Genomic DNA, 23,979 nt, shown 5'->3' with positions numbered 1-23,979 from the left:
GGCCTCCTGGGGTGCGGGACGGGGACCGGCTGGGGGGATGAAGCCGGGACGAACCGTGCTTTCAAGGTCACAGAGGTCTTCGGCATCAAACGCGTCCGGCTTTAGAGAATGATCACGATTTGGTGAGTAACAATGCGGGCAATTCGGACGGGTGATCGATCATCCGAAGATCGAAACGAGTTCGCTCCGCTTCGTTACGGGGCTGAAAGTGGTCGTATCGATGAAGGGTGGGCGTGGTTGTGGGCACGCCTTTGCGCCGTCGGGGCGTGGTGTCGTGCCGCGGGTGCGGGTGGTGTGTGGCTGGGCGCGCAGTTCCCCGCGCCCCTTACGGGGCGTCCCCAGCGCGCACGCCGATCCCGCGCCCCTTACGGGGCGCTCTCCGTTACGGGGCTCAGCGGGACTGGGGGCCTCGGCGTTGGGGGAGGGTGACGATGGAGGCGTCGCCCGGGGCGGCTGGGGGGAGGCCTGCGATCTGGGCCAGGAGGTCGCACCAGGAGGCCAGGTGGGAGGCCGTGTCGGGGACGCCGCCCAGGCCCTCTCGGGGGGTCCAGGAGGCTCGGATCTCGATCTGGGAGGCGGCGGGGCGTTCGGCGAGGCCGCCGAAGTAGTGGGAGCTGGCCCGGGTGACCGTGCCGCTGGGTTCGCCGTAGGAGAGGCCGCGGGACGCGAGGGCGCCGGTCAGCCAGGACCAGCAGACGTCGGGGAGCAGCGGGTCGGCGGCCATCTCCGGCTCCAGCTCCGCGCGGACCAGGGTCACCAGGCGGAACGAGCCCTGCCAGGCGTCGTGCCCCGCCGGGTCGTGGAGCAGGATGAGGCGGCCGTCCGCCAGGTCCTCGTCACCGTCGACGACCGTGGCCTCCAGCGCGTACGCGAACGGGGCGAGCCGCTGGGGCGCCTTCGTCGGGTCGATCTCGATCTGCGGCCGCAGCCGCGCGGACCTCAGCGCGTCGACGGCGGCCCGAAAAGGCAGCGGAGCCGCCTCCATCGCATCCCGTTCCCCCTCCTTCGGGTCGTCCATTCCGCCAGCGCCGTCCGACAGTCGTCCCTGAGCCGCAGCCATGCGGGGAAGATTAAGGGGAACGGAGGCTTCGCGCAGGGAGAGACACCCCCTGCCTCCGGCGGTTCGGTAGGAACGGCTTGGTTTCTGCGTGTTCGTGACGGTGACCGTGAGTGCGTGTGGCCGTGCGTGGTTCGTCTGGGGCGGTTCGGTTCTGTGGCGGCTCCCGGTCGTCTTGGGTTGCTCGCGCCCACGCGGCGGAGCCGCACGATGTCACAGCCCCGCGCCCCTTACGGGGCACTTGCCTGGCCCCGAGCTTCGTCGTCAGTGCGGCGTGCGAGACTTTTGGGCGTGAGTGCCAATGACCGCCCCAAGGGCCAGCCGCCGACAGCGACGTACGACTCCACGTTCCTCAAGGCGTGCCGACGCGAGGCCGTGTCGCACACGCCCGTGTGGTTCATGCGGCAGGCAGGGCGCTCGCTGCCCGAGTACCTGAAGGTGCGCGAGGGCATCCCCATGCTGGAGTCCTGCATGCGGCCCGAGCTGGTCGCCGAGATCACGCTCCAGCCGGTGCGCCGGCACCACGTGGACGCGGCGATCTACTTCAGCGACATCGTCGTTCCCCTGAAGGCCATCGGTATCGATCTGGACATCAAGCCGGGCGTGGGGCCGGTCGTCGAGAAGCCGATTCGCTCCCGCGCCGACCTCGCTCAGCTCCGCGATCTGACGCCCGAGGACGTCTCGTACGTCACCGAGGCGATCGGGCTGTTGACGCGTGAGCTCGGCTCGACGCCCCTCATCGGTTTCGCCGGCGCGCCCTTCACCCTCGCGAGCTACCTCGTGGAGGGCGGGCCGTCCCGCAACCACGAGCACACGAAGGCGCTCATGTACGGCGACCCGCAGCTGTGGGCCGACCTGCTGGACCGGCTCGCCGACATCACGGCGGCCTTCCTGAAGGTGCAGATCGAGGCGGGGGCCAGTGCCGTCCAGCTCTTCGACTCCTGGGTCGGGGCCCTCGCTCCCGCCGACTACCGGCGGTCCGTGATGCCCGCCTCCACGAAGGTGTTCAAGGCCGTCGAGGAGTACGGGGTGCCGCGCATCCACTTCGGTGTCGGCACAGGTGAGCTGCTCGGCCTCATGGGCGAGGCCGGCGCGGACGTCGTCGGTGTCGACTGGCGCGTCCCACTCGACGAGGCCGCCCGCCGCGTTGGCCCTGGCCGGGCGCTGCAGGGGAACCTCGACCCTGCGGTTCTCTTCTCCTCGACCGAGGCCGTCGAGGAGAAGACTCAGGAGGTTCTCGACGCGGCGGTCGGGCTGGAAGGGCACGTGTTCAACCTCGGCCACGGTGTCCTGCCGACGACGAACCCGGACGCGCTGACCCGGCTCGTCGAGTACGTTCACACGCGCACGGCGCGCTGACGCTCCGCTGGGGCACGGTGATTTGTCTGCGGCCCGGTGGGGGCTGGGCGCGCCCCGCGGCGGAGCCGCAAATGTCACAGCCCCGCGCCCCTTACGGGGCGCCGCTGAAGGGGCGCGGCCGGCTCATCGGCGGGGGTGGGCTCGTCTGCCCCACAGCATGCCGCGTGGTTCGGGTGGGGGCGGGGTGCCGGGGCGCAGCGGCCAGGCGATCAGCATGCCCGCCACGAAGCCCACGACATGGGCCACATACGCCACGGTCCCGGCGTCGGAGACGCCTTGGCCGGACGAGTACACCGCCTGGAGTGCGAACCAGAAGCCCAGCACGAGCCAGGCGGGCAGGCGCAGCGGCAGGAAGATCAGGAACGGGACCAGGACCCAGACTCTGGCCTTCGGGTAGAGGACCAGATACGCGCCCAGGACGCCCGCGATCGCGCCGGACGCGCCGATCAGCGGGTCGGCGGAGTCGGCGTTGACCACGGCGAAGCCGTACGCCGCCGCGTAGCCGCAGGCCACGTAGAACAGCAGGTAGCGGAGGTGGCCGAGGCGGTCCTCGATGTTGTTGCCGAAGATCAGCAGGAAGAGCATGTTGCCGAGCAGATGCAGCCAGCTGCCGTGCAGGAACATCGCCGTGAAGACCGACAGCGGGGGCGACTTGTCGTAGTCGGGCGGACCGACCAGACAGCCGGGACCCTGCGGACCCACGCCCACGTCGCCGGTGGGGACGATCGTCGGCGTCTGATGGTGGATCAACTCCCGTGGCACCGCCGCCCACTGGTCCAGGAACGCCTGGAGATGGCACAGCTGGGCGAGGCCGCTCTCGCCGGCCACCGAACCGGCTACGCCCGGAGTCCGAAGGAACACAAGGAAGTTGGCCGCGATCAGCACGTACGTCACATACGGCGTGCGACGTATCGGGTTCACGTCATGGACGGGTATGACCACGGGGAAATCCTGCCCGGGTTCGGGGGGCTCTGAACGGGAGCGCGGGCGTGTGCGTATGTTTCGGCAACCGCCCGTGATCCAAGCAACACGTGAGGAACAGGTCCATGAACGACCGAGTCACTCAGCCGATGGTCGCCACGCCGGACGGAGAGGCGGAACTCGCCCTCGTGGTCAGGTTGTCGTGGGAGGACGTGGCCGCGCTCGGCCAGGAGGCGGGTCGGCTGGCCGCCAGTATGCAGCGACCTGTGACGTTGGACGAGGCGGCGAGTCATCGGCTGCGGGGGCGTGTGGCGGGGTCGCATGCGCGGCCGCCGCAGGGGGCGCCCCAGGGGGCGCCGGCTGCCGTGTCTCAGCCTGCGGTGTCCGCGGTTTCTTCGTTGCCGCGGTCGCCTGGGGAGCAGGCTCGGCAGGCCATCGAGAAGATCAATGGGAATGGGTCCGGGACTGCGCAAGGTGCCTGAGGGGCGTTTGCCGGCTGCGGGTGTGTGGGGGCTGATCGCGCAGTTCCCCGCGCCCCTGGGGGGCTGAGGCTGTCACTTGGCCACCGGCCTGTGGGGGCTTGTCGCGCAGTTCCCCGCGCCCCTGAGGGGGCGCCCCCCTCGGGCTACGAACCCCCCGCCCGCACCGCGCCTACCGCCTTGCGGGCCGCTACCAGGATCGGGTCCCAGACCGGGGAGAACGGTGGGGCGTAGCCGAGGTCCAGGGCTGTCATCTGTTCCACTGTCATGCAGGCGGTGAGGGCCACCGCGGCGATGTCCACGCGTTTGCCGGCGCCTTCTTGGCCGACGATCTGGACGCCGAGGAGGCGGCCGGTGCGGCGTTCGGCGAGCATTTTCACCGTCATGAGGTCGGCGCCCGGGTAGTAGCCCGCGCGGCTTGTCGACTCGATGGTGACCGTCTCGAACTGGAGGCCTGCCCGGCGGGCGTCCTTCTCGCGCAGGCCGGTGCGGGCGATCTCCAGGTCGCAGACCTTGCTGACCGCTGTGCCGACGACGCCGGGGAACGTGGCGTAGCCGCCGCCGACGTTCGCGCCGATCACCTGGCCGTGCTTGTTGGCGTGGGTGCCGAGGGCGATATGGCGCTCGCGGCCCGAGACCAGGTCGAGGACCTCGACGCAGTCGCCGCCCGCCCAGATGTTCTCGTGCCCGCGCACCCGCATCGCCAGGTCGGTCAGCAGCCCCTTGTGGCCGCCGAGCGGCAGGCCCGCGGCCTCGGCGAGCGTGGTCTCGGGGCGTACGCCGATGCCGAGCACCACCACGTCCGCCGGGTACTCGGCGTCCTCCGTGGCGACCGCGCGGACCCGGCCGTCCTCGCCGGTGAGGATCTTGGTGACCTCGGCGTCGTTCACCATCGTGATGCCCAGGCCCTCCATGGCCTGGTGCACCAGACGGCCCATGTCCGGGTCGAGTGTGGACATGGGTTTCGGGCCGCGATTGACGACCGTCACCTCGTATCCGCGGTTGAGCAGCGCCTCGGCCATCTCCACGCCGATGTAGCCCGCGCCGATCACGACCGCGCGGCGGCCGGCCGTACGGGACAGCGTGTCGAGGAGGGCCTGCCCGTCGTCGAGGGTCTGCACGCCGTGCACGCCGGGGGCGTCGATGCCGGGCAGCGGCGGCCGGATCGGGCGCGCGCCCGTCGCGATCACGAGCTTGTCGTACGACGTCCACGCCTCCGCCCCGGACTCCAGGTCGCGGGAGCGTACGCGGCCGCCCGCGACGTCGAGTTCCGTGACCTCCGTACGCATCCGCAGGTCGATCCCGCGTGCCCGGTGCTCCTCCGGTGTCCGGGCGATCAGCTCATCCCGGTCGGAGACGTCACCGCCCACCCAGTACGGGATGCCGCACGCCGAGTAGGAGCTGAAGTGGCCCCGCTCGAACGCCACGATCTCCAGTTCGTCGGGGCCCTTCAACCGGCGCGCCTGGGACGCGGCGGACATGCCCGCCGCGTCCCCTCCGACGACCACCAGGCGTTCCTTGGCACGGCTCACACGGCTCATGTTCATACGAACACGCTACGGGGGCCCCGCATTTCAGGCCTGCTCGGCCCTGCCCCGCCCTGCGCAGGCCTGTCCAGTCCCGACCAGTACTCCTCCGTCCCGACCAGTACTGCTCAGTTCCATCCCGACCAGTACTGCTCAGTCCTCGTCGTCGCCCTCTCGCCGTACGGGCGGGGCGACCGGCAGCGAGCCCGGACCCGCGCCCGGGGTCGCCGCGACCGGGCGGCTCGGCGTCCGGCCGCGCAGGAAACGCATCCACAGGAGGAGCAGCAGCGTCGCGCCCACCAGGAAGGGCAGCACCGCGCCGAGCGCCAGCGCGATCCAGCGGAACATGGTGACGAACGCGTCCCAGCCGCCCGCGAGCGCGTCCACGAACCCGGGGTCCTCGTCCTCGGCCGTCTTCTTCACCGGCGTCTCCGACAGCGAGAGGGTGATCGTGGCCAGGCTCGTACGGTCCTTCAGGGACGCCTGCTGGGCCAGCAGGGACTCCAGGTCGGCCTGACGGGTGCTCAACTCGCCTTCCAGGGTGACCACATCGCTCAGCTTGGTCGCCTGGTCCATCAGCTCGCGGATCCGTGCCACGCTGGCCCGCTGCGACTTGACGCGGCTCTCCACGTCGACGACCTGCTCCGTGACGTCCTGCGCCTTCGCGGTGCGTTCGAGGAGCTTGCCGGAGCCCTCCAGGTCGGCGAGCACCTCCGCGTACCGGTCCGCGGGCACCCGCAGGACGACACGGGAGCGCTCGCGGCCCTTGGAGTCGCGGTCCGTGGTCTCGTCGCCGACCATGCCGCCCGCGTTCTCGACCACGGTGCGGGCCTCGCCGAGCGCCTTCGGCACGTCCTTGACCTGCACGGTCAGGGAGGCGGTGTGGATGATGTGGGCGGTGATCGGCTTCGGCGGCGCGGCGGCCTGGTCGGCGCTGCCGCCGTCGGTCCTGGATTCGGCGGCGCCCGCGCCCCCCTTGCTGTCTTGCTTGGCCCCGGCGGCCGAGTCCGAACTGCCTGCGTCGTCCGCGCCGGTGCACCCCGTGAGCGCGAGGGCCGCGGCGAGGAGCAGCGCCGAAAGGATCTGGACAGGTCGTGCGGACCGGTGCCTGGTTGTGCCACTGCCACGCGTCTGCATGTCGGCTTCCCCCCCGAGGGTGTCGTGATGACTGACGCTCCTTCGACGCCCGAGCGGGGCGCGACGTTGGCCGAATCCGGTCCCGAAGAGGTCACGGTCCGGACTCGTACCGGACACCGGGGGCCCGCGGGACTGTCGGAGGGGTCTGGGACAGTGGAGACATGCACGCAGACACACGTACGGGCACCGGTCATGTCGTCGTCATCGGGGGCGGCATCGCCGGTCTGGCCGCCGCCCACCGGCTGCTGGACGTCGGCGCGCGCGTGACCGTTCTGGAGGCCTCGGACCGGCTCGGCGGCAAGCTGCTGCCCGGCGAGATCGCGGGCGCTCGGGTCGATCTCGGCGCCGAGTCGATGCTCGCCCGGCGTCCCGAGGCGGTGGCGCTCGCCCGCGAGGCGGGCCTCGCCGACCGGCTCCAGCCGCCCGCGACGGCGAGCGCGTCGATCTGGACGCGCGGGGCACTGCGGCCCATGCCCAAGGGCCACGTGATGGGTGTGCCCGGTGATGCCGCCGCCCTGTCCGGGGTTCTGTCCGACGAAGGACTGCGCCGTATCGAGCGCGACCGCGACCTGCCGCGCACGGAGGTCGGCGACGATGTGGCGGTGGGCGAGTTCGTCGCGGAGCGCCTCGGCCGCGAGGTCGTCGACCGCCTCATCGAGCCCCTGCTCGGCGGCGTCTACGCGGGCGACGCGTACCGCATCTCGATGCGTTCGGCCGTCCCCCAGCTCTTCGAAGCGGCCCGTACGCACACGTCGTTGACGGAGGCGGTCCGCGAGATCCAGGCGAAGGCCGCACGCAATCAGCAGACGGGGCCGGTCTTCACGGGCATCGAGGGCGGCATCGGCCAACTCCCGCTCGCCGTCGCGGAGTCGGTGCGGGCGCGCGGGGGCGAGATCCTGACGGGAACACCGGTGAGGGAACTGCGGCGGGCCGAGGGTGCGGAGGGCGAGATGTCGGGCGCGGCGGCTGCCGGGCTGCCGGGTCCCGAGGCCGAGGGCCGCCGGCCGCCGGCGGCCGCCCGGAGCGGGCATCCGCGCTGGCGCGTCGTGGCCGGAGGCCGTGTGTTCCACGCCGACGCCGTCGTCGTAGCGGTACCCGCCGGGGCCGCGGCGACGCTGCTCGGCGCCGAGGCCCCCGCCGCCGCGGCCGAGCTCGCGGCCGTCGAGTACGCGTCCATGGCGCTGATCACCCTCGCCTACCGACGCAGCGAAATCAGCCTCCCTGTAGGGAGCGGTTTTCTGGTGCCGCCTGTTGACGGGCGCACCATCAAGGCGTCGACGTTCGCGTCCCAGAAGTGGGGGTGGATCGCCGATGAGAACCCCGGCGTGGTCGTTCTGCGGACGTCCGTCGGGCGGTACGGGGAGACGGAGATCCTCGGCCGGGACGACGCCGACCTCGTCGACGTCTCCCGGCACGACCTGCGCGAGGCCACCGGCCTGGACGCGGAGCCCGTGGAGACCCGCGTGACGCGCTGGAACGACGGCCTGCCCCAGTACCCGGTGGGGCACTACGCGCGTGTGGCCCGCATCCGCGAGCACGTCAGCAAGCTGCCGGGCCTCGCCGTGTGCGGAGCGGCGTACGACGGCGTCGGCATCCCGGCCTGCGTCGCGAGCGCGAACGCCGCCGTGGACAAGCTGACCGGCGACCGCGCCGGACTCACCGATGCGCTGATCGCGAACCCGGTGCAGAGCCTGCACGGCGGAGCGGGAGAATAGCCCCATGAGTGACGACGCCCCCACCACCGGCCCGGCCAAGATCCCGAACGCCGGCAAGAAGGCCAAGGACCTCAACGAGGTCATCCGCTACACCCTCTGGTCCGTGTTCAAGCTGCGCGACGTGCTCCCCGAGGACCGCGCGGGCTACGCGGACGAGGTCCAGGATCTCTTCGACCAGCTCGCCGCCAAGGACGTCACGATCCGTGGCACGTACGACGTGTCGGGGCTGCGCGCCGACGCCGACCTCATGATCTGGTGGCACGCCGAGACCGCCGACCAGCTCCAGGAGGCGTACAACCTCTTCCGCCGTACGAAGCTGGGGCGCGCCCTGGAGCCGGTCTGGTCGAACATGGCGCTGCACCGGCCGGCGGAGTTCAACCGCTCGCACATCCCGGCGTTCCTCGCCGACGAGACGCCCCGGAACTACATCAGCGTCTACCCCTTCGTCCGCTCCTACGACTGGTACCTGCTGCCCGACGAGGACCGTCGCCGGATGCTCGCCGACCACGGCAAGATGGCGCGCGGCTTCCCGGACGTGCGGGCCAACACGGTCGCGTCGTTCTCCCTCGGGGACTACGAGTGGATCCTCGCCTTCGAGGCCGATGAGCTGTACCGCATTGTTGACCTCATGCGGCACCTGCGTGCGTCCGAGGCGCGGATGCATGTCCGCGAGGAGGTCCCGTTCTACACGGGCCGTCGTAAGTCGGTGGCTGAGCTGGTCGAGGGTCTCGCGTAACCCTCAGCGATGCGCTCCGCGGGAAGGGCGGTGCGTTGGCTGCGGGTCCGTCGTGGCTTGTCGCGCCGTTCCCCGCGCCCCTAATGGGGCGCCTTCAGCTTGGCTTGGTCAGATTGTGCGGCGGGGCTTGGCTCCTTGTGTGGTGCGCACGTCGCGCGTCGCGTCGGGAGCCGGCCCTCCAGCAGGTACGCGTCCAGGTGGGCGTTGATGCATGCGTTGTCCCCGCCGCCGATCCCATGCGTGCCCGACTCCTCCTCGGTCACCAGTACCGAGCCGGACAGGCGTCGGTGCATCTCCAGTGCGCCCGGGTACGGTGTGGCCGCGTCCCGTTCGGCGGCCAGGATCAGTGTCGGCGGCAGCTCGCCGAATGACGTGCGGACGTCGAGAGGCCGGTGGCGCGGCAGCGGCCAGTACGCGCACGGCAGGTTCATCCAGGCGTTGTCCCAGGTCTCGAAGGGCGCCACGCGCGCGATACGCGTGTTGTCGCGGTCCCACACGTCCCAGTCCCGTGGCCAGGGTGCGTCGTTGCACTCGACGGCCGTGTAGACGGCGTTGCCGTTCTCCTGCTCCTTCACCCCCTCCGGGCGCGGCCCCGCCTGCCGGATCAGCGGCTTCGGATCGCCCTTCAGATACGCGGAGAGCGCCAGCGCGCGCTGCGGCCAGTAGTCGTCGTAGTACCCGGCCTGAAGGAAGGCGCTCTGCAGCTGCCCCGGCCCGACCTTGCCGCCCGCGGGCTCGGCGGCGAGTCGCGCCCGCGCCCGCTCGTAACTGCGCTGCACGTCCTCAGGCGTGCGGCCCAGCCCGTACACCTTGTCGTGCTTGGCGATCCATGTCCGAAAGTCGGCCCAGCGGCCCTCGAAGGCGACCGACTGGTCGAGGTTGTTCCGGTACCAGATCTGCACCGGGTCCGGGTTCACGGCCGAGTCGAAGACCATCCGGCGTACGTGCGAGGGGAACATTTCCGCGTACAGGGCCGCGAAGTACGTGCCGTACGAGGCCCCCATGAAGGTCAGCCTGCGCTCGCCGAGGGCGGCGCGCAGGACGTCCAGGTCGCGGGCGTTGTTGAGCGAGGTGAAGTGCCGGATCCCGGGTCCCGAACGCTGGAGGCAGCCGCGCGCGTACGCCTTGGCTCGCGCGATGCGCTCCTTCTTGTAGGACTCCGAGGGGTACGTCGGCGACTGCGTGGGCCCCTTCAGGAGCCGTTTCGGGTCCTGGCAGGACAGCGGCGCCGAGGCGCCCACCCCGCGCGGGGCGTATCCGACGAGGTCGTACGCCGCCGCGATGCGCTTCCACTCCGGGACCAGCCCGATGAGCGGGAAGTACATGCCGGAGCCGCCGGGACCGCCCGGGTTGAAGACGAGCGAGCCCTGCCGTGCGACCTTCCGCTTGCCGTCCTTGCCGGTCGCCTTCACCCGGCTGACGGTCAGTTTGATCTTCTTGCCGTCGGGGTGCGCGTAGTCGAGCGGCACCGTCACCGTGCCGCACTGCAGGCGGCCCGGGGCGTCCTGCTCCTTGGCGCACTTGCCGAAGCGGATGCCTTCGGCGGCGGCACGTTCGGCGGCGACCGCCGTGCCGTGCAGTTCGGCCCAGCCGGGCGGGACGCTGCCCGCGGGGGCGGCGACGAGGGCGCTCAGAACCAAGGACCCGGCTGTTCCGTAGAGGATGGCAGCTCTCATCGCTATCCCTTCAGTGCACGGCAGCAATAAAAGGGATATTTCGTCTGGTACTTGGCGAAGTAAAGCACCGGCCCGCCGGTGTCGGCCCAATGACCCCGATGCGCGTTCCAGATGTGTTCCGGGCGCGTTCTAGACGGGCGGCTCGCGGTGCGCGAAGGCCGCCCGCAGGTCCGGTTCGCCGATCGCGCGGATGCCGCGTACGGCCACCGTGGTGAGGTACGTACGGTCGTCGCTGCCGCTGTCCGCGCGACGGGCCAGGGCGCTGAGCAGGCGCTGTCCGGCCGGGGAGGCCCAGCGCGTGTAGGGGTGGACCTCGATGCGGGCGATGGCGAGGCAGCTCAGTGTGAGGATGAGGGGGAGGGTGAACCAGACGGCCACCAGGGCCTCGTTCTCCTGGGCCTGAGAGGGCATGAGCAGGGCGACGGCGGCCAGCGCCACCACGGCCGCCGCGGCGGACCGCACCTGGCGCACGGCTCCCGCGACGGTGGTGCGCGCGCCGTCCGGCACGGCGAGGCCCGCCGCGACGAGATGGTCGGCGAGGGCGCGTACGGACTCGGCGGCGGCCGCGGTCGTACGGACCGGCGCGATCCGCGACTGTCCGTCCGGGCCTATCGCGCCCAGCACCGAGCGCTCCATCTCGTCCCGGCCGCGCGGGTCCACGACGGTCGCCCAGCCCGTGTGGGCGAGCAGCAGCCGGCGCTGGCGGGCCATCGACACCAGCGTCAGATCGGCGACCCGCGCGGGGCCGCCCGACAGGAACGCCGCCTCATAGAGCGTCAGCCGGCGTCCGTGGCCCGCCTCCGTGTCGTCGACGGCGGCGGCGCGGACGGAGGCCAGGCACAGGCGCGTACAGGTCGTGCCGGCCGCGGCCCAGGCCAGGAGCAGGAGGAGGACCCAGAACATGCGGGATTTCTATGCGAAGGGAGGCCGGGCGCGCCACGGCTTGTTCACAATTTGGACGGAGCGTCGCCACTATGTGACGTTTCGCTTCGGCGCTCTCCGGTTGCTACGGCTTCTTGTCCTGGGACCTGTCCGCGCCCTCGCCCTCGCCCTCGCCCTTGGACGCTTGGGAGCTCTCGTCGTCGTTCCCGGATTCCGCTGAGGCCTCGGATTCCTTCGCGCCCTTGGACTCGCCGGCTTCCTTCGACTCCTCCTTCCCCTCCTCCGGCGGTGGGCTGGTCGCGGGGGGCGGCAGGGAGTAGGTCGGCGAAGGGGACGGGGAGACCGGGACGGGCCGGGAGGGGGAGTCCGTCGGGCCGGGCGGGGCGGGGGACTTGGTGAGCGGGGGCGTGCTCGCGGCCGCCGCGTCGCGGGCCAGGGCGTCGAAGTCGACGAGGCCGGTGGCCTCCAGCACCTCGATGTGGTCCAGGACCGTGGTGTTCGCGTCGTCGGCGAGGTCACGGACCAGCGAGTTACGGGTGTTCGCGCGGATCTGGGCGACCAGACCGAAGACCTTGCCGTGCGCCTTGCGGAGAATGTTCGCGAACTGCATGTCGTAGTCGCCGCCCCGCGCCGCGCTCAGGGTGTCGAGCCACCCCTGCTGCTGCGCGTTGGGCTGGTTGGGCAGTGCGAGCCCCAACTGCGAGGCGACGTCGCGCACGCGTGCGTCCAGGAACGTGTGCCCCTCCACGAGGTGTTCGCCCGCCGTCTTCACGGCCCGGGTGGTGCCGCGCTCCTCGGCCTGCTGGCCGGCGGGCAGCTCCCACAGGCCCGCCAGCCGGACCTTGGTGATGAACTCGCGGTCCAGCGCGGACAACGGGCCGTACCTCGTCGACACGGTCTCGGCGTTCAGTGTGTCCACGCCGGTGCCCGACCTGTCCGCGTACGACCAGATCGGGAAGATCAGCGCGACGAGGGTCGCCGCCAGGCCCGTGATGATGAGCCCGGTGCCGCTGAACAGTCCGCGGCTGTTGATGGATCGCATTGGTGCCTCCTGTTGCGGCACCGCACGTTAGTGCGCTTCGGGTATGGGCTGGCATATTACTGCGCGGTGTACGCCACCTGCGGTACGGGTTTGGACGGTGGCAGTAGGGAGCGCGATGCCGGGCCGCGGGCGAGGTGTTTCCGCAGGCGGCGGGCGTGCGTCGGCGGGCGGCCGGTGATCGGCGTGGTCGCGTCTGCGGCGCGTACGCGAGGAGCGCGCCCGGCGTCGGCTGGGTGCGCGCTCGCGCGGCCCGGCCACCGCGGGGCCGCGCTGAGCAGCCAAGGGGTCCGCGTTCCTGTACAAATCCGGCGCTCTTGTGGCTCGGGTGAGCGATATCACGCGGTGACGAAGGCCCCTACGCTTCCCGTCGACCGATTCTCAACGACTCAGTAGAAGCCTTACGTGACTCAACGCCTCAGCAGAAGCCTGACGAGCCCCAACGCCTCACCAGACCCCGTCGCCTCTCAACGCCTGAGCAGGACCCGTCGTGTGGCGCGCGCCAGCCGGGCCGCCGGGCGCTGTGACAGCGGGGCGGGGCCCGAGCGCTCCAGCCACCAGTCGCTCAGCCTCCGCCGTACGTCCGCGTCCTCCAGCCGGCCGTTGAGCAGCAGATGCTCGGCGAAGTCCAGCGCGTCGCGCCGGTAGCCGTCGGTCATCGGGTGGCCGTGCGCGTACGCCAGGTACGCCTTCCGGTACGCCCCCGCCAGGATCTCCGGCAGCTCGGGAGCGACCTTGGCCACGACGTCGGCCCGCTTGCCCGCCAAGGCCCGTGCCTGCACGGCCAGCCGCGTCCGGTCGAACCCCTCGGGCACGGGCGTCCCGGCGACCAGCGCGGACAGCAGGGCGGCCTGCGCGAGGGCGAGCCGCTGACGGGCGGGGTCGGTGGGAGGCGCCGCCTTGCGAGAATCGCTCCTGGAATCGCTCTGGGAATCGCTTTGTGAGTCGTCCCGGGAATCCTCGGAGGCCTGCTCGTCGGCAGGAGCGGGCGGCGCCTCGTCCCGTGCTCCGGAGCCGGTGCCCTTCTCCACCGTCTCCCGGATCGCCGTCAACTCCCGCTCCAGCTCGGCCGGTTCGGGGAAGTTCTCGTCGCGCTCCAGGAGTACGCCGGGCGGGCGGACCCTGGAGGACAGGTCGGCGAGGACATCGAGGACGGCCGGAGGCACGGCGTGGGCGTGGCTGTCGTGCCACACGCCGTCACGCTCGAAGCCGCCGGCGACGTGGACGTACGCGATGGCCTCGACGGGCAGTTCGTCGAGCGCCTTGGCGGGGTCCTCGCCGCGGTTGACGTGGTTGGTGTGGAGGTTCGCCACGTCGATGAGGAGGCGTACGCCGGTGCGGTCGACCAGGTCGTACAGGAACTGGCCCTCGGTCATCTCCTCGCCGGGCCAGCAGATCAGCGCTGCGATGTTCTCGACCGCGAGCGGCACGGGCAGCGCGTCCTGGGCGATGCGGATGTTCTCGCACAGGACGTCGAGGGCGTCCCGGGTGCGGGGGACGGGCAGCAGATGCCCGGCCTCCAGGAGCGGCGAGGCGGTGAGGGCCCCGCCCGCGCGGACGAACGCGATGTGCTCGGTGACCAGCGGGGAGCCGAGGGCCTCGGCGCGGGCCGCCAGATCGGCGAGCTTTCCCTCGTCGGGACGGTCCGCGCCGCCGAGCCCGAGCGACACCCCGTGCGGAACCACTGTGACGCCGCGCTCGCGCAACCGCACCAGCGACTCGGGGAGATGCCCCGGGCACACGTTCTCCGCGACGGCCTCGACCCAGTCGATGCCGGGCATGCGCTCCACGGCGTCGGCGATCTCCGGCCGCCATCCGATTCCCGTACCCAAGTGCTTCATCGTCCCCCTCCTTCGCCACGGTTTCACCAGGACCTGTGTGTCGTCTCCTTCGACGGACCTGTGTTCCGGTGACGGAGTCATGGCCCCGGCAGGCGGGGCCGAACCCATCGGCGGGGACGTTCAGAGCAACATTTGAGCTTTCGGACGGGCGGCGGCCACGAGTCGTTCCGGACAGGCGGCGGCCACGAACCGCTACTGCGTGGCCTGGGCGTCCGGATCCTCGGGATCCGGCCGGTTCGTGTTGACCGTGCCCGGCTCTCCGGGTGAGGGCCTCGACGTGGTGTCGATGTCTCCGGACGGCACCACGGCCGGTGCCTCGGGCGGGATCGACCCGGCCGCCGGCGGCGGAGGACCGGTCGGGCTGGCCGTCGTGCCGGCCACCGAATCGTTGGCGATCGCGCCGGTCTTCTCGAGCACCGTGATGTGATCCAGCACGGTCTGGTTGGCGTCCGAGGCGAGCTGTCGCACCAGCGAGTTGCGCGTCTGGTTCCGTACCGCTCCGATCACCGGGAAGATCTTGCCGTGCGCGGACCGCAGGAGGTTCGCCCACGTCTTCGCGTAGTCCTGGTTCGACGCCGCCGTCATCTGCTGCAGCCAGCCCTGCTGCTGATCGGTCGGCTGGTTCGGCAGCTCGACGCCGAGGTCCCGCGCGACGACCCGTACCCGCTTGTCGAGGTCGGTGTGGCCGACGATCAGGTGGTTGGCCGCCTCCTTCATCGGACCGCTGGGGAAACGCTCGAGCGCCTGCTGCGCCGCGGGCAGCTCCCACAGACCGGCCAGCCGCACACGGACGATCAGGTCGCGGTCGGCGGCGGTCAGCGGGCCCAGCGGGTCGGTACGGTCCCGGCGGCGAGGTTTGCCTGCCCGGTACCCGAGCGGTCGGTGTACGACCACACGGGGAACGCGAGCACGCTGAGCGTTCCGACGAGTGCCACGATGACGAGGGCCGTACCGTTGATACGCCGCAAAGGTGCCTCCCGGGGGATACCAACTGGTCGTTGGGAATCTGTACTTGGCCAGCGCCAGGAGATACATGCGGGACGGCGGGGATGTTCAACAGTCGATGTTTAATCTCTCACGAGCCCTGTTCAGACTGGACACGGCCACTGTTTCAGACCGGGATCGGCCACTCCACACCCCGTGTCAGGCCCCCGGTTCGAGCTCCCGCAGGATGGCCTGACCCGCAGCCCGGTGTTCGGCGGCCGCGGCCGGATCCATCGCGTCGAGCACGGCCGCGATCCCCTCGTGGGCCAGCGCCTCCTCGTTCCGGTAGCCCAGTTCCGGGGCCAGCTCCAGCGCCTGCCGGTGCAGCCGCAGGGCCTGGTCGGGCAGGCCCGCCAGCCGGCAGGTCTCGCCGTAGCCGTTGAGGAAATGGATCTTCCAGTGTTCCTCGAACAGCTGGTCAAGCAGCGCGAACGCCTCCTCGTGCCTGGCCAGCGCCTCCTCGTACCGGCCCATCTGCCGCAGCGCGACGCCCAGGCAGTTGAGGCACCACGCCTCGTTGTGCTTGTGGCCGTCCTCGCGGGCCAGCGCCAGCGCCTGGTGCAGGTGTTCCACGGCCTCGTCGGGCGCTTCGCGGGCGATGGCCACGCCGAGCGTGATCCGGGCCGTCAGCGTGGGCGGCCACGCGGGGTCGGCGTGCGGGGTGTCCAGGGCCTCGCGGGCCAGCAGCGCGGCCTCCTCGCGCTGGCCCAGCTGCAGCATCGCCCAGGCCTCGTACGCGGTCGCGTGGGCCGTGCCCATCGGGCAGCCGGCGTCCGCGTACAGCTTCCCCGCCAGCCGGAAGAGTCCGAGCGGCTCCTCGACGTACCCCTCGTCCCAGCCGAGGTAGCCGCGGCGCATGGTCAGCTCGGCCTCCGACAGGGTGTCTCCCGCCTGTGACACCAGCGGCGCCGCCGCCTCGTACGCGGCGCCGGCCTCCGCCATCCGGCCCGCGTTGTACCGCGCGAAGCCCAGGTCGCTGTGCGCCTCGGCCAGTTGCAGCGGATCGCCCAGGCGCTGCGCGGCGGCCAGCGACCGCTCGAAGAGGCCGTTGAGCATCGTGGTGCCGCAGCGCCGCGCGAAGTACGACCGCATGAAGCGCGGCAGCTCGCACACGTGCGTGTCGGCCCCGGCGGCGTCCGCCGCCTCGAAGGCGGCGAGCAGGTTCGTGTACTCCGTGCCGAACCAGGCGAGGGCCGCGTTCTTGTCGGTGAACCGCGGCAGGTCGGCCGGGGCCCGGCCCGCGGCGGCCGCCCGGCTCAGGGACAGGAACGGCATCGCGGCGTCGGCGGCGGCCGCCGTGTGTACGTAGTAGTCGAGCACCCGGCCCAGCGCCCGCTCCCGCTCCGCCGATGAGTCCTGCTCCGTGGTGGCCCGGCGCGCGTGCTGGTGCACCAGGTCGTGCAGCCGGTAGCGGCCGGCCGCCGGCTGCTGGACGAGATGCGTGTCGAGCAGGTCCTCCAGCGTCGCCCGGGCGTCGCGCAGCGGCACGTCCGCCAGCGCCGCCGCCACGTACTCGTCGAAGGACGAGCCCGGCAGCAGGCCCAGCAGCCGGAACAGGCGGCGCTGGGCCCGGTCCAGCTGCCGTACGGACATGGCGAACGCCGCGCTGAACGCGGCGTCGAACTCACCCGCGCCCTCCGACATCCGCTCGACGAGGATGCCCACGGTCCAGCCCGGCCGGTGCCGCAGCCGGGCCGCGGCCAGTCGCAGGGCCAGCGGCAGACGGCCGCACAGCCGCAGCACCTCGGCCGCCGCCTGAGGTTCCCGGGCCAGCCGCCCGTCGGGCCCGCTGGGGTCGCCGCTGGCCCGGGCCAGCAGCTCCGCGCTCTCCTGCTCGCTCAGCACGTCCAGCGACACCGGGGGCACCTCGTCCAGGCCCAGCAGCCGGTTGCGGCTCGTGATCACGGCGACGGAGGGGCCGGCGCCGGGCAGCAGCGGGCGGACCTGGTCGGCGTCGGCGGCGTTGTCGAGGACCACGACGGCCCGCCGGCCCGCCAGTTCGGACCGCCAGTAGGCGGCGAGCGGCTCGACTCCCCCCTCCTGCGGGATCCTCTCGGAGGGGGCGTCGAGCGCCGCGAGCAGCGCCCGCAGCGCGGGCTCGGGATCGAGCGGGCTCTGCCCGTCGGTGAATCCGTGCAGGTCCAGATAGAGCTGGGCGTCCGGGTAGTCGGCGGCCAGCCGGTGCGCGGCGTGCACCGCCAGACAGGTCTTGCCGACGCCCGCCATGCCGTCGACGGCGACCACCCGGCTGCTGTCCACCGCGGCGAGCACGGCGGCGAGCCCGGCCTCGCGTCCGGTGAAGTCGGGCACGTCGCGCGGCAGATCGTTGCGGGGCGGGCGCGGGGCCCCGGCGGGCGGCGACGGTGGCTGGACCTGACGGCTGGTCTTCGGGGGCGCCGGCAGGGGGTTCGAGGCCCGTTCCCACAGGGGGCGCAGCGGGCGCGGGTCGCGCTTGACGAGGCGGCAGAGCGCGATCACCGCGGGCCAGGGCGGCACCGTCCGACCGCTGAGGTAGCGCGACAGCGACGACGAGCTGAGGCCCGTGTCCCGCGCGAGGGCTCGTACGCCGCGCCCGGACACCTCCTGGAGCAGGCGCAGCCGGGCGGCCAGTTCGTCCTGCGGGTCGTGCGGGTTGACTCTTGCCGTCCGCGGTTGCGCAACCACCGTTCCCCCGCCTCCCTGTCCCACCCCGGCGGAAACTTCCCGGGCCGAGTCGTCGCTGTTCAAGGCCGTTTCAGCTGTCCCACGGTGTCCCAGCGCCGTCGTCATGGCAAGCCCACGCGGCTGTTATGGAGTCACGCCCCGAGAGAACGGGGCACCGACCCGGAAGAGGAGAACGAGATGCAGTCTCGTATGCAGAACCCCGCCGTCGTCCTGTCCGACGCGATGCAGCCCATCCAGGCGCTCTCCAAGGCCGTGTACTCCGGCGGGGTGGAGAAGGAGACGCTGGAGCTGGTGCATCTGCGGGTCAGCCAGATCAACGGCTGCAGCGCCTGTGTCGACGGCGGCGCCAAGACGGCCCGAAAGGCCGGAGTGAGCGACGAGCGCCTCGCCACGGTCGCCGCCTGGCGGGAGGCCCCGTACTTCACCGAGGAGGAGCGGGCGGCGCTCGCGCTGGCCGAGGCCGCGACGCGGCTGGCCGACCGTCCCGACGCGGTGAGCGACGAGATCTGGGACACGGCCGCCGGCTACTTCGACGAGAAGCAACTGGCCGCGATCATCCTGATGATCGGCGTCACCAACCTGTACAACCGGCTCAACGCCACGACCCGGCAGATCGCCGGCGCATGGGGATGAGGGGTGCGGGGTGAGAGGTGCGGGGTGAGGGATGGGGGGGCGATGGTCCCGGCCGGCGTGCGCGAACCCGTCGGCCGGGACCGCACCCCTCGGTTCCGTTCACGCTTCGCCACCTCCTCACGCCGACACCCCGAGACTCCGACAGCCATCGTCCGACGCCCCGACAGCCATCGAAGGAGCGCCCGTGTCCACCGCAGCCGACGCCGAGTCCACCGCGGCGAACAGCTCGTACCGCGACGTCCTGCTGCGCAACCCGCGGATGGCCGGCCTGCTGCTGGGCGATCTGCTGGCGAACGCAGGGACGGGCATGCTGATCGTCGCGATGCCCGTGCAGACACTGGCCATTCACGGGACCGTGGACGAGGCGCTCGCGATCGGGATGGTGGAGGCGGCGCCGTTCCTGCTCTCCACGGTGCTCGCCCTGGCCATCAGCCTGGGGCGGTTCTCCGCGCCCCCGCGACTGCTGCTGCTCGCGGACTGTGCGCTGCGCGCCGTCGCCTTCACCGGCCTGGGCGTGCTCGCGCTGGCGGACCGGCTCACGCTGCCCGTGCTGATCGGCGGGCTGCTGCTGGGCAGCACCTGCCGGATGGCGGGCTCCAGCAGCCGACGGCTGCTGGCCACCTCGATGGTGGACGACGCGGACCTGTTCGCCGTCAACGGGCTGCTGGGTCTTGGCAGCAACCTCGCGCTGTATGTCGTCGGGCCGGTGACCGGCGGGCTCCTGGTGGCGTGGGCCGGTGCCGGCTGGGCGCTGTTCGCCGACGCGTGCGGGGCGCTGATCCTGCTGGCGTCGGTGCTGTGGTGCGTGCCGCGGGCGTCCGCAGTCCGCGCGGCGGGCGGGCGAGGGCCGCGGCGCGAGTCGGGGTGGCGGATCCTGCGGCGGCGACCGGTGGCCGGGCGCCTGCTCGTGGTCGTCTTCTTCTTCAACTTTCTCTACATGCCGATCGAGGTGGCCCTGCCGCTGTACGTGCGGGGGACGCTGCACACCGGCGCGTCCGGCCTGGGTCTGCTCTGGACCGCGCTGGGCGTCGGGGCGCTCGCGGGCGCCGCGCTGGTCGACCGGCTCCGCAACCTCCCCCAGCGCCCGCTGCTCGTGGCGATCATCGCGCTGTGGGCGCTGTGCCCGATCGCGCTGGCCGGCGTCGCGCATCAGGTCGCGGCCATGGTCGTCTTCGGCATCGGCGGACTGGTCTGGGCTCCGTTCACCCCCATCGCGTACAGCTTCCTGCAGTCCGGCCTCGACCCCGGCGAGCAGCAGCCGGTGGTCACCCTCTGGACGACGGGCTCGACGGTCGCCGCCCCGCTCGGCCTGCTCGCCGGCGGCCCGCTGATCGCCCTGACGGGGATCCACACCAGCCTGGTCCTCTCCGGTCTCATGACCCTGCTGCTGGCGCCGCTGGCGGCTTGGGGCGTGCTGGCACGGGCGGGGGACCGGAGAGAAGTTTCGCCCTGACGCCCTGACGCCCTGACGCCCTGTGAGGTGAGGTGAGGTGACAGGCGGCGCCCGGTGAGGTGAAGCGACAGCCTGCGCCCGCAAAGCGCCTCAGCGCCAGGCGGCCGGCCGTCGCACGCGCTTCGGCAGAGCGCCGACCCGCTCGTACCCGTCGACGGCGACAGTCAGTCCGGGCGCGATCTCCGTGAAGCCCGCGTCGCGCACCAACGGCAGGCCGCTCGTGGTGAGTTGGGCCCAGCGTGCCGGGTCCGGGGTGCGGACGGCGAGCGGGAAGCCCGCCTCGCGCCAGGCCGTGCGCTCCTCGTCCGACAGCTCCCACCAGGCCAGTTGGGCGCCGTGGCCCGCCTGGGCCATCGCCTTGCCGGCCGACATGTCCAGGTCCGGGCTCAGCCACAGCACGGGCGCGGACAGGTCCGCGTCCACCGGCGGTTCCGGGTCGTCCAGGTCCGTGCCGGAGACCTGGAGACGGGCCAGGTCCTTGGGCCAGCCGTCCAACGGGACCGGCGGGAAGACGCGGACCTCGGCCGAGCTGCCGGTGACCGTGATGCCGGGCAGCGCTTCGGCCCGCCGCCACTCGGCGCCGCGCGCCCGCCGGACGACCTTGCGGATCCGGGCGTCCTGCCAGTCCCGCATCGCCTGCGCCCACTCGCCGTCGCCGAGCGACCGCTCGTCGCTGAGGATCACCAGAACGGCACGGGCCGCGGTCTCCAACGCGTCCGTACGCGCCGGAGGATCGGTCCGCTCGATACGGACGACCAGGGGCAGCACGAACTGCGGTGCCTCGTCGCGGGCGGTCTGCTCGTGCCGGAAGGGGCTGTCCTGCGCTCCGGCACCTGAGTCGGTCGTCCGGCCGGTATCGGAGTCGGTCGTCCGGCCGGCACCGGAGGTGGTCGTCTGGTCGCTGCTCACGCCCTCCAGTCTGCCAGGCGGAAGATCGGTCCCTGGCGGACCGGAAGATCGGCTCCTCTGGCCGGTTCCTCTGCGCGCACCCGAACGTACGGGCGAGGATGGCCCGCATGAATCGCGAGTTGCTGCTTGAAGGGGTCGGCCGCCGTTACGGTCTCGGCGGCGCCCCATGGGTCCTGCGCGGCGTCGACCTCACGCTGGCCCCGGGCACCCTGACGCGCGTCGAGGGCGCCAACGGCACCGGCAAGTCGACCCTGTTGCGCCTGCTCGCCGGGATCGACGCCCCCACCGAGGGCCGTATCACCGGCCGCCCGCGCACCGCGTACGTCCCCGAGCGCTTCCCGGCCGCCCTCCCCTTCACCGCGGCCGGCTATCTGATCCACCTCGGCAGCATCCACGGTCTCTCCCGTGCGGAGGCCGCCCATGCCGCGGTCGAGTGGCTGGAACGCCTGGGCGCCGCCGAGTACGCGCGTACGGCGATGTCGGAACTCTCCAAGGGCACCAGCCAGAAGGTCGCAGTCGCCCAGGCCCTGCTCGCCGAACCGGAGCTCCTGGTCCTCGACGAGGCCTGGTCCGGCCTCGACATGGCCGCCCGCGCGGTGCTGGAGCGGGCGGTGCTGGAGCGCACGGCCGCCGGCGGCACGGTGGTGTTCGTCGACCACGATCCGCGGCGGCTGGCGGGGGTGCCGGATGCGACGTACGCGGTGGTCGACGGCAACCTGCGGACGGTTACGGGGAGTTCGGCGCCGCGGGACTCGTACGTCGTAGTCGAGGTCCAGGGGGCGACGGGTGCCGAGCCGCCCGCCGAGGTGGCACGGCTGACGGTGTCCGTCGAGGAACCGGGGCCCGGAAGGCTCCGCCTCACCGTCCCCGAGTCCCACTCGGACACCGTCCTGCGGACCCTGCTGACGGCTCGCCCGCCGTGGCACGTGGTGAGCGTGGGGGAGGCGGCAGGGCAGCACGGAGTATCGACGCCCCGCCCCGCCGACACCGCCACTGGTCTCGATGTCGAGGTCCGCTCATGACCGCCCTCCGCCCCCTCCTCCGCTACCAGGCGGCCCTTCTGCTGCGCTCGCAGCGCTGGCTGCCGCCGGTCATCCTGTACGCGGCGTTCCTGGCCGTCGGAGTCCAGACGGGCCAGCCGGTGCTGGACTCGCTCGGTTACGCGGCCGCCGCCGTACTCCCCGTCGCCGCCTGGTTCGTACGGATCTGCGCCACCAACGAGCCTCCCGCGGCGCGGAGTTGTGTGGGCGCGGCGGCCGGGCCCGCGCGGGCGCATCTGGCCTGCCTGCTCACGGCGTTCGGGGCGGCGGGGCTGCTCGGGGCGGTGGCGACGGTCGTCGTGACGGTGGTCAGCGACCCCGCGAGCACGGATCACCGGACGCCCGTACCCGCCGTACCGGCGGGCGGCGCCGGGCTGCTCGCCGCGCTGGTGTGCGCCCTGCTCGGCACGGCTGTCGGCGCGCTCACGACCTGGCCGCTGCTGCGGTCCGCGGGGCGGGCGGTTCCGGCGACGCTGCTCGGGGCGGTGCTGGCGCTGGTGGTGACGGGGTCGCCTGCGCGGGCGGCGATCAGCGACCTGGTGACGGGGTCGCAGGCGGGGACGGTACCGGTACCTTTGCTGCCGCTGATCGGTGCCGGCGCTGTGGCAGCGGCGGCCATTGCGGTGGCTTGCGCGCTCACCACCCGCCGGGGCTGATCGCGGTCACCCGGAGCAGGCCGTGCGCTGGGCCTCCTGCCACTCGCAGACGGGGCACAGGGTGATGCCCTTGTACGACTCCGGGTACTCGGTGGGCTTGCGGCACAGGACGCAATCGGCAAGGGGCTCCGCGACGCGCTCCGCGGGAGGGCCGGTAAGCGACGTGCGGGTTGTGGTGGCCTGGTCGCGCAGTTCCCCGCGCCCCTCACGGGGCGCAGGGTCCTCGGAGCCGCAATAGTCACTCATGCTTTCAGCGTAGGACGGGTTCGTTACGCCGCGTCGAGGCGGGCCTGCTCCTCGGCCGACAGCTTCAGCTCCGTCGCGGCGACCGAGTCGCGGATGGTCTCCGGGCGGGAGGAGCCCGGAATCGGGATCACCACCGGAGCCTTGGCGAGCATCCATGCCAGGCACACCTGCTGGGGGCTCACCCCGTGTGTCTGCGCCACGTCCGCGAACACCGCGAAGCGCGAGCCCAGTTCGCCGGCCTGCGAGATCCCGCCCAGCGGACTCCACGGCAGGAACGCGATACCCAGCTCCGCGCACAGCTCCAACTCCCGCTCGCTGGAACGGAACGCGGGCGAGAACTGGTTCTGCACGCTCACCAGCCGGCCGCCGAGGATCTCGTTGGCCTGCCGGATCTTGTCGGGGTCGGCGTTGGAGATGCCCGCGAAGCGGATCTTGCCCGCGTCCAGCAGATCGCGGATCGCCCCGACCGACTCGGCGTACGGGACCCTCGGGTCCGGCCGGTGGAACTGGTAGAGCCCGATGGCCTCGACGCCGAGCCGCTCGAGCGACGCGTCGCAGGCCTTCTTCAGGTACTCGGGCGAACCGTTCAGTGTCCACGAGCCGTCGCCCGGACGCAGATGACCGCCCTTCGTCGCGATCAGCACGTCCGAGGTGTCGCCGCCGTACCCGGCCACCGCGCGGGCGATCAGGGACTCGTTGTGGCCGACCTCGTCAGCGTGCAGGTGATACGCGTCCGCGGTGTCGATCAGCGTCACGCCCGCCTCCAGCGCGGCGTGGATCGTCGCGACCGAACGCGCTTCGTCGGGGCGCCCCTCGATGGACATCGGCATACCGCCCAGACCGATCGCTCCGACCTGGACGTCACCGATGGTGCGTGTCTGCATGGAGGTTCCTCCTGGGATTCTTTCGGTACGCTCCAGCCTCCACCGTGACGTTTCAACCGTCCAACAAAAGAATCCGATCGCTTTGAGCGGCTGTGCCGATGAATCGGGCCGGGTCGGATCAGATCAGACAGGGCGGATCGGG

At 72.0% G+C, this 23,979-nt stretch carries 19 protein-coding genes and 2 pseudogenes; 8 read left to right on the top strand and 13 right to left on the bottom strand.

The genetic code is table 11. The annotated features are described in order from the left end of the window. Positions 1 to 391: 391 nt before the first annotated feature. A complete protein-coding gene (locus tag GAS53_RS26765) occupies positions 392 to 1,018 on the bottom strand; it encodes a DUF3000 domain-containing protein (RefSeq protein WP_192583302.1) in 627 nt (208 codons plus the stop codon). Between the two features lie 330 nt (positions 1,019 to 1,348). Here GAS53_RS26765 and hemE point away from each other — a divergent pair, with 330 nt between their 5' ends. Next, positions 1,349 to 2,416 (top strand): uroporphyrinogen decarboxylase, encoded by a 1,068-nt coding sequence (gene hemE, locus GAS53_RS26760; RefSeq protein WP_151480271.1) that lies wholly within the window; start codon positions 1,349 to 1,351, stop codon positions 2,414 to 2,416. Between the two features lie 123 nt (positions 2,417 to 2,539). Here hemE and GAS53_RS26755 read toward each other — a convergent pair whose 3' ends face one another. Next, complete coding sequence (locus GAS53_RS26755) at positions 2,540 to 3,358, bottom strand: rhomboid family intramembrane serine protease (protein ID WP_151480270.1); 819 nt, start codon at positions 3,356 to 3,358, stop codon at positions 2,540 to 2,542. A 104-nt stretch (positions 3,359 to 3,462) separates the two neighbouring features. Between GAS53_RS26755 and GAS53_RS56545 the strand changes: the two genes are divergently transcribed. Further along, on the top strand, positions 3,463 to 3,819 hold the full coding sequence (locus GAS53_RS56545; protein WP_151480269.1) for a hypothetical protein: 357 nt from the start codon (positions 3,463 to 3,465) through the stop codon (positions 3,817 to 3,819). A 143-nt stretch (positions 3,820 to 3,962) separates the two neighbouring features. Here GAS53_RS56545 and GAS53_RS26745 read toward each other — a convergent pair whose 3' ends face one another. Together GAS53_RS26745 and GAS53_RS26740 are read right to left on the bottom strand one after the other, a co-directional pair. Beyond that, entirely contained in the window at positions 3,963 to 5,363 is a 1,401-nt protein-coding gene (locus tag GAS53_RS26745) for an FAD-dependent oxidoreductase (protein WP_151480268.1), read from the bottom strand. A 132-nt stretch (positions 5,364 to 5,495) separates the two neighbouring features. Beyond that, positions 5,496 to 6,479: a DUF4349 domain-containing protein gene (locus GAS53_RS26740; protein ID WP_151480267.1), complete on the bottom strand. Its 984-nt coding sequence runs from the start codon at positions 6,477 to 6,479 to the stop codon at positions 5,496 to 5,498. Positions 6,480 to 6,640: 161 nt separating this feature from the next. On the opposite strand from GAS53_RS26740, the gene hemG reads away from it, so the two are divergent. Both hemG and hemQ read left to right on the top strand, forming a co-directional pair. Then, complete coding sequence (gene hemG, locus GAS53_RS26735) at positions 6,641 to 8,194, top strand: protoporphyrinogen oxidase (protein ID WP_151480266.1); 1,554 nt, start codon at positions 6,641 to 6,643, stop codon at positions 8,192 to 8,194. Between the two features lie 4 nt (positions 8,195 to 8,198). Continuing rightward, positions 8,199 to 8,930, top strand: a complete 732-nt coding sequence (gene hemQ, locus GAS53_RS26730) for a hydrogen peroxide-dependent heme synthase (RefSeq protein WP_151480265.1) — start codon at positions 8,199 to 8,201, stop codon at positions 8,928 to 8,930. An 80-nt stretch (positions 8,931 to 9,010) separates the two neighbouring features. Here the strand turns inward: hemQ and GAS53_RS26725 are convergent, their stop codons facing one another. The 6 genes and pseudogenes from GAS53_RS26725 to GAS53_RS26700 all read right to left on the bottom strand — a co-directional run bounded on the left by GAS53_RS26725 (position 9,011) and on the right by GAS53_RS26700 (position 18,016). After that, positions 9,011 to 10,606, bottom strand: coding sequence for an alpha/beta hydrolase (locus GAS53_RS26725; protein WP_151480264.1), 1,596 nt, complete (start codon positions 10,604 to 10,606; stop codon positions 9,011 to 9,013). A gap of 129 nt (positions 10,607 to 10,735) precedes the next feature. Beyond that, entirely contained in the window at positions 10,736 to 11,509 is a 774-nt protein-coding gene (locus GAS53_RS26720; protein WP_151480263.1) for a TIGR04222 domain-containing membrane protein, read from the bottom strand. Positions 11,510 to 11,765: 256 nt separating this feature from the next. Then, positions 11,766 to 12,530: pseudogene (locus tag GAS53_RS26715) on the bottom strand (DUF4142 domain-containing protein); the annotation flags it as partial. Positions 12,531 to 12,994: 464 nt separating this feature from the next. Further along, positions 12,995 to 14,368, bottom strand: a complete 1,374-nt coding sequence (locus GAS53_RS26710) for a DUF692 domain-containing protein (protein WP_151480261.1) — start codon at positions 14,366 to 14,368, stop codon at positions 12,995 to 12,997. Positions 14,369 to 14,560: 192 nt separating this feature from the next. Next, positions 14,561 to 15,336, bottom strand: a pseudogene (locus GAS53_RS26705) (DUF4142 domain-containing protein). 175 nt (positions 15,337 to 15,511) lie between these two features. Then, the gene (locus GAS53_RS26700) at positions 15,512 to 18,016 is read right to left on the bottom strand and encodes a tetratricopeptide repeat protein (protein WP_225859098.1); all 2,505 of its coding nucleotides are present in this window, start codon (positions 18,014 to 18,016) and stop codon (positions 15,512 to 15,514) included. 177 nt (positions 18,017 to 18,193) lie between these two features. On the opposite strand from GAS53_RS26700, the gene GAS53_RS26695 reads away from it, so the two are divergent. Both GAS53_RS26695 and GAS53_RS26690 read left to right on the top strand, forming a co-directional pair. Further along, positions 18,194 to 18,649, top strand: coding sequence for a carboxymuconolactone decarboxylase family protein (locus GAS53_RS26695; RefSeq protein WP_151480259.1), 456 nt, complete (start codon positions 18,194 to 18,196; stop codon positions 18,647 to 18,649). Between the two features lie 184 nt (positions 18,650 to 18,833). After that, a complete protein-coding gene (locus GAS53_RS26690; RefSeq protein ID WP_225859097.1) occupies positions 18,834 to 20,102 on the top strand; it encodes an MFS transporter in 1,269 nt (422 codons plus the stop codon). Positions 20,103 to 20,192: 90 nt separating this feature from the next. Here GAS53_RS26690 and GAS53_RS26685 read toward each other — a convergent pair whose 3' ends face one another. After that, positions 20,193 to 21,020 (bottom strand): aminoacyl-tRNA hydrolase, encoded by an 828-nt coding sequence (locus GAS53_RS26685; protein WP_192583301.1) that lies wholly within the window; start codon positions 21,018 to 21,020, stop codon positions 20,193 to 20,195. A 98-nt stretch (positions 21,021 to 21,118) separates the two neighbouring features. Here GAS53_RS26685 and GAS53_RS56540 point away from each other — a divergent pair, with 98 nt between their 5' ends. After that, positions 21,119 to 22,033, top strand: a complete 915-nt coding sequence (locus tag GAS53_RS56540) for an ATP-binding cassette domain-containing protein (protein WP_151480257.1) — start codon at positions 21,119 to 21,121, stop codon at positions 22,031 to 22,033. Next, positions 22,030 to 22,707, top strand: a complete 678-nt coding sequence (locus tag GAS53_RS56535) for an ABC transporter (RefSeq protein ID WP_151480256.1) — start codon at positions 22,030 to 22,032, stop codon at positions 22,705 to 22,707. The genes GAS53_RS56540 and GAS53_RS56535 overlap by 4 nt, the downstream gene beginning before the upstream one ends. 6 nt (positions 22,708 to 22,713) lie before the next feature. On the opposite strand, the gene GAS53_RS26670 is transcribed toward GAS53_RS56535, so the two are convergent. Together GAS53_RS26670 and GAS53_RS26665 are read right to left on the bottom strand one after the other, a co-directional pair. Then, the gene (locus GAS53_RS26670; protein WP_450164637.1) at positions 22,714 to 22,899 is read right to left on the bottom strand and encodes a hypothetical protein; all 186 of its coding nucleotides are present in this window, start codon (positions 22,897 to 22,899) and stop codon (positions 22,714 to 22,716) included. A gap of 77 nt (positions 22,900 to 22,976) precedes the next feature. Then, positions 22,977 to 23,837 (bottom strand): aldo/keto reductase, encoded by an 861-nt coding sequence (locus tag GAS53_RS26665; protein ID WP_151480254.1) that lies wholly within the window; start codon positions 23,835 to 23,837, stop codon positions 22,977 to 22,979. Between the last annotated feature and the right edge of the window lie 142 nt (positions 23,838 to 23,979).

Source organism: Streptomyces albicerus (assembly GCF_008905045.1).
Taxonomy (GTDB): domain Bacteria; phylum Actinomycetota; class Actinomycetes; order Streptomycetales; family Streptomycetaceae; genus Streptomyces; species Streptomyces albicerus.
Note: the sequence above shows the minus strand (reverse complement) of the source record. Positions and strands in the feature narration are given on the sequence as shown.